General features: G+C 69.2%; 14 protein-coding genes. 3 read left to right on the top strand and 11 right to left on the bottom strand.

Features of this window, described 5'->3' with window-relative positions; all coding sequences use genetic code 11:
- Positions 1-60 precede the first annotated feature (60 nt).
- From RZR99_RS14115 to msrB, 7 genes are all read right to left on the bottom strand, one after another.
- Positions 61-1,383, bottom strand: coding sequence for an MFS transporter (locus RZR99_RS14115; protein ID WP_323120391.1), 1,323 nt, complete (start codon positions 1,381-1,383; stop codon positions 61-63).
- Between the two features lie 195 nt (positions 1,384-1,578).
- The gene (locus RZR99_RS14110) at positions 1,579-2,511 is read right to left on the bottom strand and encodes a BKACE family enzyme (protein ID WP_323120390.1); all 933 of its coding nucleotides are present in this window, start codon (positions 2,509-2,511) and stop codon (positions 1,579-1,581) included.
- Positions 2,512-2,547: 36 nt separating this feature from the next.
- The gene (locus RZR99_RS14105; protein ID WP_323120389.1) at positions 2,548-3,345 is read right to left on the bottom strand and encodes an SDR family oxidoreductase; all 798 of its coding nucleotides are present in this window, start codon (positions 3,343-3,345) and stop codon (positions 2,548-2,550) included.
- A 72-nt stretch (positions 3,346-3,417) separates the two neighbouring features.
- Positions 3,418-4,134 (bottom strand): GntR family transcriptional regulator, encoded by a 717-nt coding sequence (locus tag RZR99_RS14100; RefSeq protein ID WP_323120388.1) that lies wholly within the window; start codon positions 4,132-4,134, stop codon positions 3,418-3,420.
- A gap of 227 nt (positions 4,135-4,361) precedes the next feature.
- Complete coding sequence (gene msrA / locus RZR99_RS14095) at positions 4,362-5,045, bottom strand: peptide-methionine (S)-S-oxide reductase MsrA (RefSeq protein ID WP_323120414.1); 684 nt, start codon at positions 5,043-5,045, stop codon at positions 4,362-4,364.
- Between the two features lie 115 nt (positions 5,046-5,160).
- Positions 5,161-6,999 carry a cytochrome c biogenesis protein DipZ gene (locus RZR99_RS14090; RefSeq protein ID WP_323120387.1) on the bottom strand — a complete coding sequence of 613 codons (1,839 nt, stop codon included), beginning with the start codon at positions 6,997-6,999 and terminating at the stop codon, positions 5,161-5,163.
- A gap of 28 nt (positions 7,000-7,027) precedes the next feature.
- Positions 7,028-7,543, bottom strand: coding sequence for a peptide-methionine (R)-S-oxide reductase MsrB (gene msrB, locus RZR99_RS14085; protein ID WP_323120386.1), 516 nt, complete (start codon positions 7,541-7,543; stop codon positions 7,028-7,030).
- A 195-nt stretch (positions 7,544-7,738) separates the two neighbouring features.
- Here msrB and RZR99_RS14080 point away from each other — a divergent pair, with 195 nt between their 5' ends.
- Both RZR99_RS14080 and RZR99_RS14075 read left to right on the top strand, forming a co-directional pair.
- The gene (locus tag RZR99_RS14080) at positions 7,739-8,467 is read left to right on the top strand and encodes a response regulator transcription factor (protein ID WP_323120385.1); all 729 of its coding nucleotides are present in this window, start codon (positions 7,739-7,741) and stop codon (positions 8,465-8,467) included.
- Positions 8,464-9,942: a sensor histidine kinase gene (locus tag RZR99_RS14075; RefSeq protein ID WP_323120384.1), complete on the top strand. Its 1,479-nt coding sequence runs from the start codon at positions 8,464-8,466 to the stop codon at positions 9,940-9,942. Before RZR99_RS14080 ends, RZR99_RS14075 begins: the two co-directional genes overlap by 4 nt.
- Positions 9,943-10,147: 205 nt before the next feature.
- Here the strand turns inward: RZR99_RS14075 and RZR99_RS14070 are convergent, their stop codons facing one another.
- The 3 genes from RZR99_RS14070 to RZR99_RS14060 all read right to left on the bottom strand — a co-directional run bounded on the left by RZR99_RS14070 (position 10,148) and on the right by RZR99_RS14060 (position 14,256).
- Positions 10,148-11,452, bottom strand: coding sequence for a UDP-N-acetylglucosamine 1-carboxyvinyltransferase (locus tag RZR99_RS14070; protein ID WP_323120383.1), 1,305 nt, complete (start codon positions 11,450-11,452; stop codon positions 10,148-10,150).
- Positions 11,453-11,643: 191 nt separating this feature from the next.
- Complete coding sequence (locus tag RZR99_RS14065; RefSeq protein WP_323120382.1) at positions 11,644-12,960, bottom strand: MFS transporter; 1,317 nt, start codon at positions 12,958-12,960, stop codon at positions 11,644-11,646.
- Positions 12,961-13,074: 114 nt separating this feature from the next.
- The gene (locus RZR99_RS14060) at positions 13,075-14,256 is read right to left on the bottom strand and encodes a M20 aminoacylase family protein (protein ID WP_323120381.1); all 1,182 of its coding nucleotides are present in this window, start codon (positions 14,254-14,256) and stop codon (positions 13,075-13,077) included.
- Between the two features lie 180 nt (positions 14,257-14,436).
- Between RZR99_RS14060 and RZR99_RS14055 the strand changes: the two genes are divergently transcribed.
- Positions 14,437-15,339, top strand: coding sequence for a LysR substrate-binding domain-containing protein (locus RZR99_RS14055; RefSeq protein ID WP_323120380.1), 903 nt, complete (start codon positions 14,437-14,439; stop codon positions 15,337-15,339).
- Here the strand turns inward: RZR99_RS14055 and RZR99_RS14050 are convergent.
- A complete protein-coding gene (locus RZR99_RS14050; RefSeq protein ID WP_323120379.1) occupies positions 15,272-16,216 on the bottom strand; it encodes a LysR substrate-binding domain-containing protein in 945 nt (314 codons plus the stop codon). The genes RZR99_RS14055 and RZR99_RS14050 overlap by 68 nt on opposite strands.
- Positions 16,217-16,292: the final 76 nt, after the last annotated feature.

Genomic DNA, 16,292 nt, shown 5'->3' with positions numbered 1-16,292 from the left:
CGCGGCTGCCCGGGGGGCGGAGTCCGGCAATGCGCCCGGATTGCGCCATCGAGTGCGGCCTCAACCCGGCCGGGCGGTCGTTTCATGACCCTGTCGCAGGCGCAGGCTTGCAATCGCCGCGAGCAGCAGCGCGGCGGCGAGCAGCGCGAGGCCGTTCTTCGCATTGCCCGTCGTCTGTTCGATGGCGCCGACCACGGTCGGCCCGACGAAACCGCCCAGCAGACCGCAGGTGTTGACGAGCCCGAGCCCGCCCGCGAGCGCGCTGCCGCTCAGACGCGACGACGGAAACGTGAAGACGATCGACTGAACGACGAAGAACATCGCCGCCGCGCCGCACAGGCTCAGCAGGCCGAGCGCGGGCGACGCGTATGCGGCGCCCAGCAGCCCGGCCGCCATGACGCTCAGCCCCGCACACAGCAGGCGCCGGCTGCGGCCCGAATCGGTCGCGTAGCGCGGCAGCATCGCCGCGCCGAGCGCGGCCGCGATCCAGGGCGTCGCGCTCAGCAGACCGATCGTGACGGGGGAGAAGCGCCCCGATGCGCCGACGATGCCGGGCAGAAAAAAGATCACCGTATAGATCGTCAATTGATGGCAGAAGTAGACGAAGATCGCGAGCCAGATCTGACGGTCGCGCAGCGCGCGGCCGAATCCCTGCCCCCCGTGTTCCGGTGCGCCCGCATCCTGCTCCCGCGCGAGCCGCTGCTCGAGCGCCCGCGCGGTGTCGGGCGGCAGCCAGCGCGCGTCGCGCGGCCGGTCGGGCAGGCGGGTCCACACGACCGACGCGAGCAGGATCGCGGGGATTCCCTCGACGATGAACAGCCATTGCCAGCCATGCAGGCCGAGCGCGCCGTCCAGTTCCAGCAGCGCTCCCGCGAGCGGCCCGCCGACGATGTTCGCGATGCACACGCCGAGCAGGAAATAGCCGGTGGCGCGGGCCCGCTCCTCGCGGCCGAACCAGTAGGTCAGGTACAACATCACGCCGGGGAACAGGCCGGCTTCCGCCGCGCCGAGCAGCAGGCGCATCGCGTAGAACGAGGTCTCGCCGCGCACGAACGCCATCGCGACCGACAGCGCGCCCCAGGTGACCATGATCCGCGCGATCCAGAACCGCGCGCCGACCCGGTGCATGATCAGGTTGCTCGGAATCTCGAACAGCGCATAGGTGAGGAAGAACAGGCCGGCGCCGAGGCCGTAGGCGGCCGACGAGATGCCGAGATCGATGCCCATCGAATGCTTGGCGAACGCGATGTTAGTGCGGTCGAGAAAACTGATCACGTAGGCGATCACGAGCAGCGGCAGCAGTTTCCGGAACAGCAGCCGGCGCAGGGCGACGGGCGATTCGGCGAGGCCGGGCTGCAGCGCCTCGGCAGGATGGGTTGACATACGGACGACTCCGGTGGGACGAACCGGCGCGCACCGCAAGCACGGCGCGCCGGTTCGGAAAAGGCCGGGCAGACGCCGTGATGCCGGCGGGCGGCAACAGGAAGCCGCCGGGCGCCGGTCGAGCCGGCGCCGCGCGTCTGCGCTTGCGGGGTCCGGGGCCGGGCGGGCCGGGTCGCCCCGTCGCCCGGCGCGGGGTCAGAAGTTCACGGCGTCGCGGCCCTTGAGATCGAGCATCGCGCGGGCTTCCGCCGGCGTGGCGATCTCCAGGGACAGCCCTTCGAGCACCTGGCGCATTTTCACGACCTGCGCGGCGCTCGATTCGGCGAGCGTGCCGGGCGCGATCCACAGCGAATCCTCGAGGCCCACCCGCACGTTGGCGCCTTGCGCCGCGCCGATCGTCGCGAGCGGAATCTGGTTGCGCCCCGCGCCGAGTATCGACCACACGTAGTCGGACCCGAACAGCCGGTCGGCCGTGCGGCGCATGTGCATCAGGTCGTCCGGATGCGCGCCGATTCCGCCCAGCAGGCCGAACACGCTCTGGATAAAGAACGGCGGCTTCGCCAGCCCGCGTTCGACGAAGTGGGCGAGGTTGTAGAGATGCGAGATGTCGTAGCACTCGAACTCGAAGCGCGTGCCGTTCGCGCCGCAGCTCGTGAGGATGTATTCGATATCCGCGAAGGTGTTCTTGAAGACGAGATCGCGGCTGTTCGCGAGGTGCTCGCGCTCCCATCCGTGCTTGAATTCGGTGAAACGTTCGAGCATCGGATAAAGCCCGAAATTCATCGATCCCATGTTGAGCGACGCGACTTCCGGCTGGAAATGATGGGCCGGACGCAACCGCTCGGCCACGGTCATGTGCGGGCTGCCGCCGGAGGTGAGATTGATGACCGCGTCCGTTTGCGCCTTGATTTGCGGCAGGAATTCGGCGAACACGGCCGGGTCCTGCGTCGGCTTGCCGTCCGACGGGTTGCGCGCGTGCAGGTGGATGATCGCCGCGCCCGCCTGGGCGGCGGCAAGCGCCGCGGTTTCGATTTCCCGCGGCGTCACCGGCAGATACGGCGACATCGACGGCGTGTGGATCGCGCCGGTCGGCGCGCAGGTGATGATGACTTGACGAGCTTTTGCCACGATAACGTCCCTCTCCAGGATGGTTCGAACCTGCGGTCAGAGCACTTCCACGTTGCCGCACACGGAGATCGCCTGCCCCGAGATGCCGCTGCCGCCCGGCGAGCACAGGAACAGCGCGGTGGCGGCGATTTCCTCGGGGTCGGTCATGCGGCGCAGCGAGATCTTCTCCAGATACTGCGCCTCCATCGCTTCGTACGACAGGCCGAGCTGTTCGGCACGGGCGGCGATCACCCGCTGCATGCGCGGGCCGCGCACGATGCCGGGCTGGATCGCGTTCACGCGGATGCCGAGCGGGCCGAGTTCGATGGCCAAGCTCTTGACGAGCCCGACGACCGCCCATTTGGTCGACGCGTACGGCGTGCGATACGCGTAGCCGAGCCGGCCCGCGACCGACGACAGCGCGATGATCGCGCCGCCGTGCGGCGCCCGCCGCAGCAACGGCACCGCGCGGCGGGCGAAATAGAACTGCGCGTTCAGGTTGATCGCGACGGTCTGCTCCCAGGCGGCTTCGTCGAGTTCGTCTACGCCGCCGGTCGGGCCGGCGATGCCCGCGTTGTTGACCAGCACGTCGAGGCCGCCGAGCCGATGTTCGACGTCGGCGAAGACCCGGGCGACGGCATCGCGATCGGCGACGTCGGCGAGCGTGGCGGTGATCGGGCGCGTTGCGTCGTCCGCGGCGAGCGCGGCGAGCGCCGATTCGGATGCGTCGCAGACGTGCACGCGCGCGCCGCATTCGACGAAGGCCCGGGCGACGGCGAGCCCGATGCCCGAGGCGCCGCCCGTGATCAGAACGCGCAAGCCGTCGTGCGGCTTGAGCCATTGCAATGCAGTCATGCCGAGGTGTCTCCTTCCGGTTGGCCGGCCGCCTTCGACGAGGCGGTTCCGGTGCGACGCGTCACGCGCGGGCTAGCCGGCGGCGCGCCTGGATCTGGGTGCTGTTTGCGGCGCGGCGCGCAGGTGCGCGGCGAGATCCCGCGCGGCGCTGCCGATATCGTCGGCGATGCCGGCATGCACGCCCGGCCCGTCGCGGCGAGCCAGTGCCTCGACGATTGCGCGGTGCGCGTTCATCGAACGCTGCATGTGCGGCACGTCGAGCGCCGCCATGTTGAGGAACGGTCCGATGCGCATCCACAGATTCTGGATGGCCGCGAGCGTGCTCTCGCTCGCGCCGTGCGCGTAGATCGCACTGTGGAACGCGAAATTGCTTTGCAGATAGGCGCGCGTCCGGCCGGCTTCCGCCTGGGCGTTCATCACGTCGAAGATCTGCCGCACGTCGTCGATCTGCGCATCGGTCATCCGGGCCGCCGCGCGCGCCGCGACGCAGCCTTCGAGCGCGATGCGCACGTCGCGCAGCTCCTCGAGCATGTCGACCGTCATCGGCGGGACGACCAGCGCGCGGTTCGGGCCGTCCACCAGCGCGCGTTCGGCGCGCAGCCGGATCAGCGCGCCGCGTACCGGCATCGTCGACAGGCCGACCGCCTCGGCGACGCTGCGCAGGCTCAGCGCCTGACCCGGCGCGAAGCGGCCGCTCATCAGTGCCTGGCGCAGTTGTTGATAGACCTTGTCCGCCATCGTTTCCTGTTCGATGGCCTTCAGCGCGGGCGGAACGATGCGTGGCGTCAAACCTGCCTCCTGATCTTTGATCTGAGATATGTGATCACACTCGAATGATGCCAAGTGTTGTCGATGGAGGCGGGATCGTCAAGCGCGCGGCGGATAGGGAAAACGCGAGGTGGCGGGAGGAGGGGGGCGTCGCGGCATGCGCCGGGCGGTCCACGGCGCGCGCGGGCGGCCGCCGGGCGGCGAGGCGGATCGGGCGGTCTGAAACACGCCGCCCGATCCGCCCGCCTTCAAGTGCCCGCGCCCTTCAGCAGTACCGCATCCCCTCGGTAGATCTGCGGGAACATCCGCTTCAGCTCCGCGATCTTCGGCATGTCGTTGAACGCGATGTACGGTTCGTCCGGGTGCCGCTCCAGATAGTTCTGGTGATACGCCTCGGCGGGATAGAAGCCCTTGTAGTCCTCGACCCGCGTCGCGATCGGAGCGCCGAACACGCGGGCCTTGTCGAGCTGCGCGATGTAGGCCCGCGCGATCGTCTTCTGCTCCGCGTTCATCGGAAATACGGCGGACCGGTACTGGGTGCCGTGGTCCGGGCCCTGATAATCGAGTTCGGTCGGATTGTGCGCGACCGAAAAGAAAATCTGCAGCAGGCGCCCGTAGCTGATCTGCGTCGGGTCGTACACGATTCGCACCGATTCCGCATGCCCGGTGTCGCCGCCGCTCACCGTCTCGTACTGCGCGGTGCTCGCCGCGCCGCCGGCATACCCGGCCGCGACCTGCTTCACGCCGCGCACGTGCTCGAATACGCCTTGCACGCCCCAGAAGCACCCGCCCGCGAATACGGCGGTCTCGGCCGGCGTGCCGGCGGCCTTTTCGTCGAGCGCCGGCGCCGGAATGTTCACCGCGGGCTCGGCCGAATTCGCCACGTGCTGCCACGCGAGCGCCGCGACGATCACGGCGGCCGCACTTCCTATCCTGAGACCGGGCGTCCAGGTCCGCGCCGGCTTCTTGTCCGTCGATTTCGGGTTCACGATGGATGACTCCTCAAATAAGTGATCAACGCGCTGTACGGGCGCCTGAGCGCCTTCTTCAACCGAATGTGAATGCATAAGCCTGCACGCCGGGATCGAGAAACTCGATCGAGAACGTGTGATCGGCGACATCGCCGGATTGGCGCACCAACTGGTAAAGCCGCTGCCCGGTGACCGTGCCGTCGCCGGCGGCGGTCGTGTCGGCGCCGTGCGCGCTGCCGGGCGCGGCGCCGTCGATGCTGACGCGATACCGCACCGGCTTGCCGTCCGGTCCGGGGCCGAGCACGAGATGCAGGTCGCGCGCATGGAACCGGTAGACGATCCGTCCGTCGGCCTGCGCGAGCGTCGCATGCTCCGCGCCGACGGTCCAGGCGCCGGCGAGTCCCCAATCGTTGAGGTCGGGGCGCGCCGGTGCCACGTAGGTCCGCAGACGATCGCGCGCGGCGCCGCCCGGTGACGCGAAGTTCTCCGCGCGCTCGTAGCCGACGTAGGTTTCGGGCGAGCGCATGTCCGAGTTGTCGGCGGCCGCCTCCACGCCCTGCGGGCGCGGATCCTGGAGCCCGGTCGAGACGCTTGCCGCGCCGGCATGCCCGGCCTCGACCAGCAGTTGCCGGATCACCTGCTCCGATTCCGCGTAGTTGCCTTCGCCGAAGTGGTGGTAGCGAACCCGGCCCTGCGCGTCGATGAAGTAGTGCGCCGGCCAGTACTGATTGTCGAATGCGCGCCAGATCGCGTAGTTGTTGTCGATCGCGACCGGGTAATCGACGCCGAGATCGCGGGTCGCCTTCTTCACGTTGTCGATATTGCGCTCGAACGCGAACTCGGGCGCGTGCACGCCGATCACGACGAGCCCCTGATCCTTGTACTTCTGCGCCCAGGCTTTCACATACGGGAGCGTGCGCAGGCAGTTGATGCACGAATAGGTCCAGAAATCGATCAGCACGACCTTGCCGCGCAGGCTCCGAGCCGTCAGCGGCGGCGAATTCAGCCACTGTACCGCGCCGTCGAGCGCGGGCAACTGGCCCTCGACCGGCAGCGGGGCCGGGTTGGCGGCCATGCTGTCCTGCGATACCCGCATCATCGCGCCGCCGGCATCGGCGGGCGCAGGCGCCGCCTTCATCATCGCGCCGCCCGGACCCGCATCATGCGCCGCCGCCGCGCGCATCGCGCCGCCCGGCGACAGCCGGTCGACCAGCGCCTGTTCGAGTCCGCCCGTCGCGACGGTGGAGACGCGGGCGAGCACGCCGGTATCGAGGCCGAGTGCAATCGCGACGACGCCGCCCAGCATCGCGGCGCCGATTCCGCGCCGGATCCATTCGCCCGCGCCGAGCGAGCGTTTCATCGCGGCGAACACCTTGCCGCCGATCAGCAGCGCGACGGCGAGCGAGGTCGCCGCGCCGGCCGCGTACGCGACCAGCAGCAGCGTCGTGCCGACACTCGCGCCGCGCAGCGCCGCGCCGGTGAGCACGAGTCCGAGGATCGGCCCGGCGCACGGCGCCCACAGCAGGCCCGTGGCGATGCCGAGCAAGAACGAGGCGCCGGCGCCGGCCGGCCGGTCGTCGCGCTGCGCGAGCGCGGACAGGCGGTTGCCCGCCTCGACGAGCGGCCGGGTCAGGCGTTCGGCGAAGCGCGGCAGCAGCAGCGTGACGCCGAACACGGCGAGCAGCGCGATCGCGAGCCAGCGCCCGTACTGGTTCGCCTGCGCGACCCAGCCGCCGCCGACCGCGGCGAGCGTCGCGACGAGCGCGAAGGTGAGCGCCATGCCGGCGAGCAGCGGCAGGCCGCTGCGCACGAACGGCTGGTCGGCGCGCGCGAACACGAACGGCAGCACGGGCAGGATGCACGGGCTCAGGATCGTGAGGACGCCGCCCAGGTAGGTGAGAACGATCAGCAGCATGATGGAGGCTCCGGTTTGGAAATCGGGTTCAGACGGCTGCCGGGCGGAACGCCATCGCGAGGCCGTTCATGCAGTAGCGCAAGCCGGTCGGCTTCGGGCCGTCGTCGAACACGTGGCCGAGGTGCCCGCCGCAGCGCCGGCAGTGCACTTCGGTGCGCAGCATGCCGAACGAGCCGTCCTCGCGGGTCGCGACCGCGTGGTCGAGCGGCGCCCAGAAGCTCGGCCAGCCCGTGTGGCTGTCGAATTTGGTGCGTGACGAAAACAGATCGAGCTTGCACCCCGCGCACGAGAAAAGGCCGGCGCGATGTTCGTCGTTCAGCGGGTTGCTGTACGGCGGTTCGGTGCCTTCCTCGCGCAGCACGGTGTACTGTGCGGGCGTCAGGATCTGGCGCCATTGGGCGTCGGTGCGGGTGAATTCGAAGCCGGGTGCGGCCATCCGGCCGCCGTCGGCGGCGCCGGCGGCCCAGGCCGGCCAGCGGCTCGCGGCGGCGAGCGCGGTCAGGGCGGTGCCGCCCAGGAACAGGAAGCGTCGGCGATTCGGCATGATGGTCTCCTTGCGGCGTGGCGATTCAGCGGAAAGTGCGCCCATCGTAGAAAGAAGCCGGTGTCGAAGTCCTCACGGAAACTTAAATTAAATGTGATAACTCGCCGCCCGGAAATTTTGCACAATGACGCACGGACGGCGCGGTTGCCGCCCCTTTTTCACGCATGCGCGCCGCTGCGCGCTCAAGAACCCGCCATGGACCCATCGAAGCGCGTACTGATCGTCGAAGACGACGTCGACATCGCCAATGTGCTGAGCCTGCATCTGCGCGACGAGCGCTATGAAGTCGTGCACAGCGCCGACGGCAACGAAGGGCTGCGCCTGCTGGAGCAGGGCGGCTGGGACGCATTGATTCTCGACCTGATGCTGCCCGGCGTCGACGGGCTGGAAATCTGCCGGCGCGCCCGCGCGATGACGCGCTATACGCCGATCATCATCACGAGCGCGCGGTCAAGCGAGGTGCACCGGATTCTCGGCCTCGAACTCGGCGCGGACGACTACCTCGCGAAGCCGTTCTCGGTGCTGGAACTGGTCGCGCGCGTGAAGGCATTGCTGCGGCGCGTCGACGCGCTCGCGCGGGATTCGCGGATCGATGCGGGCAGTCTCGAGCTGGCCGGGCTGTCGATCGACCCGCTGACCCGCGAGGCAACCGTCGACGGCACGCGCATCGAGCTGACGCCGCGCGAATTCGACCTGCTGTACTTCTTCGCGCAGCACCCGGGCAAGGTGTTTTCCCGGATGGATCTGCTGAACGCCGTGTGGGGCTACCAGCACGAGGGCTACGAGCACACGGTCAATACCCACATCAACCGGCTGCGCGCGAAGATCGAGCCCGATCCGGCGCAGCCGGCGCGCATCCTGACGGTCTGGGGCCACGGCTACAAGCTGGCGGTGCCGGGCGCCGAGGCGAAGGAGCCGGGATGAGACTCACGCTGACCCAGCGCCTGTCGCTGGTGTTCTCGGTGCTGCTGCTCGCCTGCTGCGGCGCGTCGGCCTGGCTGCAGATCCGTTCGAGCGACATGCACGAGAAGGAAGTCGTGCAGGGGCTGTCGCGCGATCTGGCCGAGCATATCGCGCACAGCGCGCCGCTGATGGACGCGAACGGACTGCGGCCCGACGCCGTGCGGCAGCTGTTCGGCCAGTTGATGGGCGTGAACCCGAGCGTCGAGGTGTATCTCCTCGACAACCAGGGGCGCATCAAGGGCGACGACGCGCCGGCTGGCCACGTGAAGCGCGAGCAGGTGAACCTGGCGCCCGTGCGCCGCTTCATCGCGGGTGAGCCGCTGCCGATCCTCGGCGACGATCCGCGCAGCGCCGACGCGCGCAAGGTGTTTAGCGCCGCGCCGCTGCAGTTGAGCGGCCAGGCGCCGTCCGGCTATATCTACGTGGTGCTGCTCGGCGAAGCGCACGACGAACTGGCCGCGCGGGTGGCGGCCAGTTCCGTGCTGCGCACGACGTTGTGGTCGATGGCGCTCGTCGCGCTGCTCGGGCTGATCGCCGGCCTCGCGGCGTTCGGCTGGATCACCCGGCCGCTGCGGCGGTTGACCGAGGCGATGCGCCGCTTCGACGCGAACGGCGTGCCGGACACGCAGCCGAAAGTGCCGCGCTCGTCGGCCGCCGACCGGCGCGACGAGATCGCGGTGCTCGAAACCACCTTCGCGCAGATGGCCGACCGCATCGGCGACCAGTGGCGCGCGCTGACCCGGCAGGATCAGCAGCGGCGCGAGCTGGTCGCGAACATCTCGCACGACCTGCGCACGCCGCTGACCTCGCTGCACGGCTACCTCGAGACGCTGTCGCTGAAGGCCGACACGCTCGACGACGCGGAGCGCCGCCGCTATCTGGCGATCGCGCTCGCGCAGAGCGCGAAGGTCGGACGGCTCGCGCAGTCGCTGTTCGAGCTGGCGCGGCTCGAATCGGGGCTGGTGCAGCCCGCGTTCGAGGATTTCTCGCTGATCGATCTGGTGCAGGACGTGTTCCAGAAGTTCGAGCTGTCCGCGAAGGCGCGGGGCGTGCAATTGCGCGCCGGCATCCCGCCTCGGTTGCCGAACGTCGGCGCGGATCTGGGGATGATCGAACGGGTGCTGACGAATCTGCTCGACAACGCGATCCGGCATACGCCGGCGGGCGGCTGGATCGACGTCGATCTCGCGCCGCGCGACGGCAAGGTGACGGTGACGATCGCCGACACCGGTCCGGGCATTCCCGCCGAGTTGCGGGAAGGGCTGTTCCAGCGTTCGTTCAGCGCGGGCGGCGCGCATCGCGGCGGCGGGCTGGGCCTGCTGATCGTCCATCGGATGCTGCAGTTGAACGGCAGCGAGGTGCGGCTGGTTGACGAGGCGGGCAGAGGGGCTGTATTCGTGTTCGATCTGCCGGCGGCGCGAGGGGCGGCGGGGTGACGAGGCGATGGGCCCTTTCGGGCCCGGATCGGCCGGAACCCGAGCCGGGTGAGCGGGCGGCGAGGGCGCGCGCGGATTGCGTCCGGGGGCTCGAGCGAATCCGCCCGGGCTATCGAAATTCAGCGATCGTGCGGACGCCGCGGCTCCGATGGCACGCGCGCCGAGCCGAACGGCCCGGCGCGCGTGCCCCGGGAGGGGCTCGCGTTCACTCTCCGCCGACCGTCCATTCCACGTTCGCGCCCACCGAGCGCAGGTTCTCGACGAAATGCGGATGCGCGCGGCGGATCGGCAGCGCGTTGAGGATTTCCGAGCGCCCTTCGATGCTGGCCGCGACCATCAGTAGCGCGATCGCCACGCGGATGATGTAAGGACTCTCGACGCGAGCCGGCGTGAGCGGCAGTCCGCCGAACGTGATCAGCCGGTGCGGATCGGACTGGAACACGTGGGCGCCGAACTTCGACAGTTCGCCGGTCCACCCCATCGCGCCGTCGTAGACCTTGTTCCAGAACATCGCGCTGCCTTCCGCCTTCACGCCGAGGGCGATGAAGATCGGCAGCAGGTCGACCGGCAGATAGGGCCAGGGCGCCGCTTCGATCTTGGTGAGGATGTTCTGCGTGAACGGGCGGCGCACCTTCATCGGGCCTTCGCGGACCGCGTGCGACCAGCCTTGCTCGTGCGTCACCTGCACGCCGAACTTCGCGAACGTCCGGTCGATCAGGGGGAACTGCTCGGGCGCGGAATTGCGCACGGCGATGTCGCCGCCCGTGATCGCGCCGAGTGCGAGGAAGGTGGCGATTTCGTGGAAATCCTCGCTGAAGCGGTATTCGCCGCCAGCCAGCCAGCGGCCGCCCTGCACGGCGAGATGCGAGGTGCCGATCCCGTCGATCGGTACGCCGAGCATCGCGAGAAACCGGCAGAACTCCTGCACGTGCGGCTCCGACGCCGCGTTCACGAGCGTCGACGCGCCGCCGGCCGCCGCCGCGCACAGCACGAAATTCTCGGTGGTGGTCACCGACGCGTAGTCGAGCCAATGCTGGTTCGATGTCAGCGGGCCGTCGGCGCGCACGATCAGCGAATCGACGGTGCGTTCGATTCGTGCGCCGAAGCGCTCGAACACCTCGACGTGCGGATCGATTTCCCGCACGCCGAGCGTGCAGCCCTTGACGTCGTTCTCGAGCCGCGCAACACCGAAACGGGCAAGCAGCGGCGGCACCAGCATGATCGACGAACGCATTTCCTCCGGCAGCCGGTGCACGGCCGGATCGAACGCGGTCGCGCGGTGATGCAGGTCGAGCACGCCGGTGCCGAAATCCATCGCGACATCGCTGCCGAGGGTGCGGAAGATGTCGAGGATCTTCCGCACGTCGGTGATGTCCGGCACGCCGACGAGCCGGAGCGGCTGATCGGTCAGCAGCGTGGCGCACAGAATGGGGAGGACTGCGTTCTTGTTGGCGGACGGGGTGATTTCACCGCGTAGCGGGGAGCCGCCGTGGACGATCAGGTTCGACATGTGCAAGCCGGTGGATGAAGGGGGCGCAAGGTCGATATGATGCCACGGCCGGCCGGTTCGCACGTGGCGCGGCGCGAGCCGGCTTGCGGCGCGTGCCGGGCCGGGCAGCGGCTCCGGCTATGGCGTGGGCGGCGGCCGCTCCGGCTCGTCCAGCGCGTGGCGGGCCGGCGGCGGGCCTCGTCCGCGGCCGCTCAATCCAGCGCCCGCCCGGCCTTCTCGTCCATGCACAGCAGCGCGGCGAGCGTCAGCGTCCCGCAGCCGATCGCATACCAGGCGGGCGCATTCGCGTTGCCGGTCATCGCGATGAGCCAGGTCACGAAGAACTGCGCGAAGCCGCCGAAGATCGCGACGCCGATGCTGTAAACCAGCGCGCCCCCCGTCGCCCGCACCTGCCGGGGGAACAATTCGCCAAGCATCGCGCTGGTCGCGCCGATGTTGATCGAATGCACGCACGCCAGCGCCGCGATGATCGACAGCAGCGAAAACGCGCCCGGCCAGCGGTTGAGCGCGACGAAAGCCGGATAGATCGCGATCATCAGCACGATCCGCGTCCACCAGACGATCCGGTTGCGGCCGAACAGATCGGACAGATAGCCGCCGAGCGGCGTGACGAACGTCAGGATCGCGCCGGCGACGCAGCCGGCGGTCATCGACAGCCACACCGGCAGGTGCAGCACCTGCACGCCGTAGATCGCCATGTAGAACACGATGATGTAGTGGATCGACGTGCCGCCGATCGTGATTCCCAGCCCGGCGAACACGGCCTTGCCGTGATGGCGCAGCACTTCCAGCAGCGGTGGCCGCGCCGTTTCATCCTGCTCCGCGCGGACCGGATGCGCGGCCGGCACCTCCTCGACGGTGCGGCGCAGCCAATAGCCGAGCGGGACGAACAGCGTGCCGATGATGAACGGCACGCGCCAGCCCCAGCTCTCGAGTTGCGCGGGAGAGAGCATGGACGTCAGCGCGACGCCGGTGAGGGCGCCCGCGAGCGCGGCGAGCCCCTGGCTCGAGAACTGGAACGACGCGTACAGGCCGCGCCGGTTCTGCGGCGCCTGTTCGAGCAGCAGCGTGGTGGACGCGCCCACTTCGCCGCCCGACGCGAACCCCTGCAGCAGTCGCGCGGCGACCAGGATGAGCGGCGCCGCGAGGCCGATCTGCGCATAGGTCGGCGTAACCGCGATCATCGCGGTGCCGAGCGCCATCAGCAGCAGCGTGACGATCATCGCGCGCTTGCGGCCGACGCGATCCGCGTATATGCCGATCACGAGCCCGCCGATCGGCCGCGTGACGAAACCCACGCCGAAGCTCGCGACCGCGAGCATCAACTGGCCGAACGAGGTGTGCACGGGGAAGAACAGCTTGCCGATCAGGATCGCGAAAAAGCTGTAGACGGTGAAGTCGTAGAACTCGAGCGCATTGCCGACCGCGGCGGCGGCGATCAGGCGCCGCTTGCGGCGACGGGCGGGGGCGGCCGGTGCGGCGGCGGCATTCAGGGTGGACGTGTCCATCGAATCCTCGTGGTGCGGACGTGATGCCGCCCGGTGTCGCGCGCGGCCGGCCATCCGGCGCCGCGCGAACGGCCAAGGCGGCGCAGGGGCAAAGCGGCCGGCGCGGCCTCCGGCTCAAGCGACGAGCCACGCCTCGGTGAGCCGGACCCAGAAGCTCGCGCCGATCGCGAGGATCTCGTCGTTGAAGTCGTAACCGGGGTTGTGCACCATGCAGCCGCCCCGGCTGCCCGTCCCGTTGCCGATCAGCGCGTAGCAGCCGGGACGGGCCTCGAGCATGTAGGCGAAGTCCTCGCTGCCCATCAGCGGCGCCGCGTCCGCCTCGACGCGGCCGGCGCCCAGCATCCGGCGCGCGACGTCGGTCGCGAAGGCCGTCGGTTCCGGGTGATTGACGAGCACCGGATAGCCGTAGTCGTAGTCGACCTCGGCCGTCACGCCGAAGCTGGCTGCCTGGCCCTGCGCGAGTTCCGCGATGCGCTTCGCGAGCAGCGCGCGCACGTCGGCGTCGAGTGCGCGCACCGACAGCTTCATCACGACGGTTTCGGGAATCACGTTGAAGGTCTCGCCCGCCTTCACGCTGCCGACCGTGATCACGGCCGCCTGCTGCGCATTCACTTCGCGGGCGACGATAGTCTGCAGGCCGACCATGATGCTGCCTGCCGCCGACATCGGATCGCGCGCGAAGTGCGGCATCGCGCCGTGGCCGCCCACCCCCCGCAGCGTGATCGTCACGCGATCCGACGACGCCATCGTCGGGCCGGTGCGGAACGCCATGTCGCCGGCCGCGCGGCCGGGCATGTTGTGCATCGCGAAAATCGCATCGCAGGGGAATCGCTCGAACAGGCCGTCGTCCATCATCGCCTTCGCGCCGCCGAAATTCTCCTCGGCGGGCTGGAAGATCAGATTGAGCGTGCCCGAGAACGGGCGGGTGGCCGCCAGGTGGCGCGCCGCGCACAACAGCATCGCCGTGTGGCCGTCGTGGCCGCACGCGTGCATCCGGTTGGCGTGCCGGCTCGCGTACGGCAGGCCGGTGGCTTCGCTGATCGGCAGCGCATCCATGTCGGCCCGCAGCCCGAGCGTGCGGGCGCCGCTACCTTCGCGCAGCACGCCGACCAGCCCGGTCTTGCCGAGGCCGCGATGCACGTCGTAGCCCCAACGGGCGAGCAGGTCGGCGACGAGGTCGCTCGTCAGCGTCTCTTCGAACGCCAACTCGGGATGCGCATGAATGCGACGGCGCACCTCGATCAGCTCGGGGGTGATATCGGCGATGCCGGGGACCACGGGGTTGACGGACAGCATGCTTGTCTCCTTGTTGTCGGCTCGGGTGGGATCCCAGCGCGTATCGACGAAGCATATGAATTTATTTCGCGCACCATAAGCTGATAAATTGCTTCGGTGGCAACTACGGGTTGCCAGCCTCCGGATCGGCCCGCCTGAGGCCGTCTCCGTGCATTCGGGCCGTAGCGGAGCGGTTGCGCGATGAAATATCATCAGTTGAAAGCGTTCGTATCGGTCGCCGACGAAGGCAGCATCCGGGCGGCGGCACGCAGCCTCAACCTGTCGCCGGCCGCGCTGACCAAATCGATCAAGGAACTGGAGCAGGCGCTCGGCGTGTCGCTCGTGGTGCGCACCGCGCGGGGCGTTCAACTGACCGGGTTCGGACAGCAGTTGCAGGTGCGCGCGCGCCTGATCGTGGCCGAGATGCAGCGCGCCCGCGACGACATCGACCAAGCCCAGGGCGCCGCCACGGGCGCGGTGGCCGCCGCGATCACCCCGGCGGCGGCGCTGTCGATCCTGCCCGATGCCTACCAGGCGTTTCGCCGCCGCTTTCCGCTGGCGCGCGTCAGCTTCCTCGAAGGATTTCCCGGCGTCGCCCTGCCGCGGCTGCACGACGGCACGCTCGATTTCGCGATCGCGGTGGTGGTGCCCGAGCGGCTCGCCGCCGAATTCGATCACGCGGAACTGTATGCGAGCCGGTTGCGGATCGTCGCTCGCGCGACTCATCCGCTCGCGCGCAGCACGTCGCTCGCCGAGCTGGTCGACGCCGACTGGCTGCTCAATCCCTCCCCCGAGAGTTCGTCGCAAATGTTGTGCAATTGCTTCGAGCAGCACGGCTTGGCCGTGCCGAAGCGGGTCGTCGAATGCCCGAGTTATGCCGTGGCACAGAGCCTGCTGCTCGGCGCCGATCTGGTCGCCGCCGTGCCGGAGCAGTTGCTCGACGTCGACTGGGCCGGCGGCAGGCTTGCCGTGCTGCCGATCCGGGAAGCCATTCCGCAGTTGTCGGTGCAGGTGGTGACGCGCCGCGACAGTCCGCTCACGCCTGCCGCGTCGATGCTGCTCGACTGCCTGCGCGACGCGGCACGGCGGCACGGCTTGGCGTAAACGGCGTGACGCTCGCGGCCGCCGGCCGCACGCACGACAGGAACGCATCGATCAGCCGCGAATGGCGGCGCGCGTCGAGGCAGTACAGGTATTCGTGCAGCACCGGCGCGGACTGGGTGAAAGGCACCGCGCGCAGCGCCGGATCGCCGGGCACTTCGCCGCGCGGCAGGATGCTGACGCCGAGATTGAGGCGGACCGCCTCGTAGATCGCCTCGCGGCTGCCGATGACCGTATGCGGGGGCATGTCCAATCCCGCGCGGTCGAGCGCGGTTTCGAACGCATGGCGCGTCATCGAGCCGGCTTCGCGCATCAACAGATCGCAGTCGACGAGTTGCGCGAGATCGACCGACGCCTGCCGCGCGAGCGGATGCTCGGGATGCATGACGGCGACGATCGGATCGGACGCGACCAGCAGCCGCGTCACGCGCGCATCTTCCTCCAGCCGCGACGACACCGCGATGTCGATCCGGTATTCGAACAGCGCCTGCAGGATCTGTTGCGAATTGCCGATTTCGAGGCTCAGCTCGACGGCCGGAAAGCGTTCGCGAAACGCCGCGATGCTGCGCAGGATGTAGTACGGACCCGTCGCGCCAACCCGCAGGTTGCCGCTCTGCAGGTTGCCGGCATTGCGCAGCATGAAGTCGACTTCGCTGCCTTGCTGGACCAGCCGCTCCGCGTGCGGCATCAGCGCGACGCCGACGTCGCTCAGTTCGAGCCGGCTGCCGCGACGGTGGAACAGCTCGACGCCGTAGGATTCCTCCAACTGCCGGATGCGGCCGGTGACGGTCGGCTGGCTGAGCTTCAACTGGCGGGCGGCGGTCGTCACGCTGCCCTGGCGCGCCACCGCGAAGAATGTGATCAACAGGTCGCCGAGCATGGGCGGTCGCAGCCTCGTTCACGGATAAACCTTCAGTGTGCCGATGCTTTGTGACACGCAACGACGCGCGGCGGCC

The sequence above is a fragment of the Burkholderia alba genome (assembly GCF_034721475.1).
GTDB lineage: Bacteria > Pseudomonadota > Gammaproteobacteria > Burkholderiales > Burkholderiaceae > Burkholderia > Burkholderia alba.
This window is presented reverse-complemented; position numbering and strand designations above follow the sequence as displayed.

Bases quoted from the DNA above. Each gene is read 5' to 3' on its own strand.
- RZR99_RS14060 (WP_323120381.1), bottom strand. From the start codon at position 14,256: ATGCTGTCCGTCAACCCCGTGGTCCCCGGCATCGCCGATATCACCCCC.
- RZR99_RS14090 (WP_323120387.1), bottom strand. From the start codon at position 6,999: ATGCTGCTGATCGTTCTCACCTACCTGGGCGGCGTCCTCACGATCCTG.
- RZR99_RS14115 (WP_323120391.1), bottom strand. From the start codon at position 1,383: ATGTCAACCCATCCTGCCGAGGCGCTGCAGCCCGGCCTCGCCGAATCG.
- RZR99_RS14050 (WP_323120379.1), bottom strand. From the start codon at position 16,216: ATGCTCGGCGACCTGTTGATCACATTCTTCGCGGTGGCGCGCCAGGGC.
- RZR99_RS14080 (WP_323120385.1), top strand. From the start codon at position 7,739: ATGGACCCATCGAAGCGCGTACTGATCGTCGAAGACGACGTCGACATC.
- msrB (WP_323120386.1), bottom strand. From the start codon at position 7,543: ATGCCGAATCGCCGACGCTTCCTGTTCCTGGGCGGCACCGCCCTGACC.
- RZR99_RS14055 (WP_323120380.1), top strand. From the start codon at position 14,437: ATGAAATATCATCAGTTGAAAGCGTTCGTATCGGTCGCCGACGAAGGC.
- RZR99_RS14070 (WP_323120383.1), bottom strand. From the start codon at position 11,452: ATGTCGAACCTGATCGTCCACGGCGGCTCCCCGCTACGCGGTGAAATC.
- RZR99_RS14065 (WP_323120382.1), bottom strand. From the start codon at position 12,960: ATGGACACGTCCACCCTGAATGCCGCCGCCGCACCGGCCGCCCCCGCC.
- RZR99_RS14075 (WP_323120384.1), top strand. From the start codon at position 8,464: ATGAGACTCACGCTGACCCAGCGCCTGTCGCTGGTGTTCTCGGTGCTG.
- RZR99_RS14105 (WP_323120389.1), bottom strand. From the start codon at position 3,345: ATGACTGCATTGCAATGGCTCAAGCCGCACGACGGCTTGCGCGTTCTG.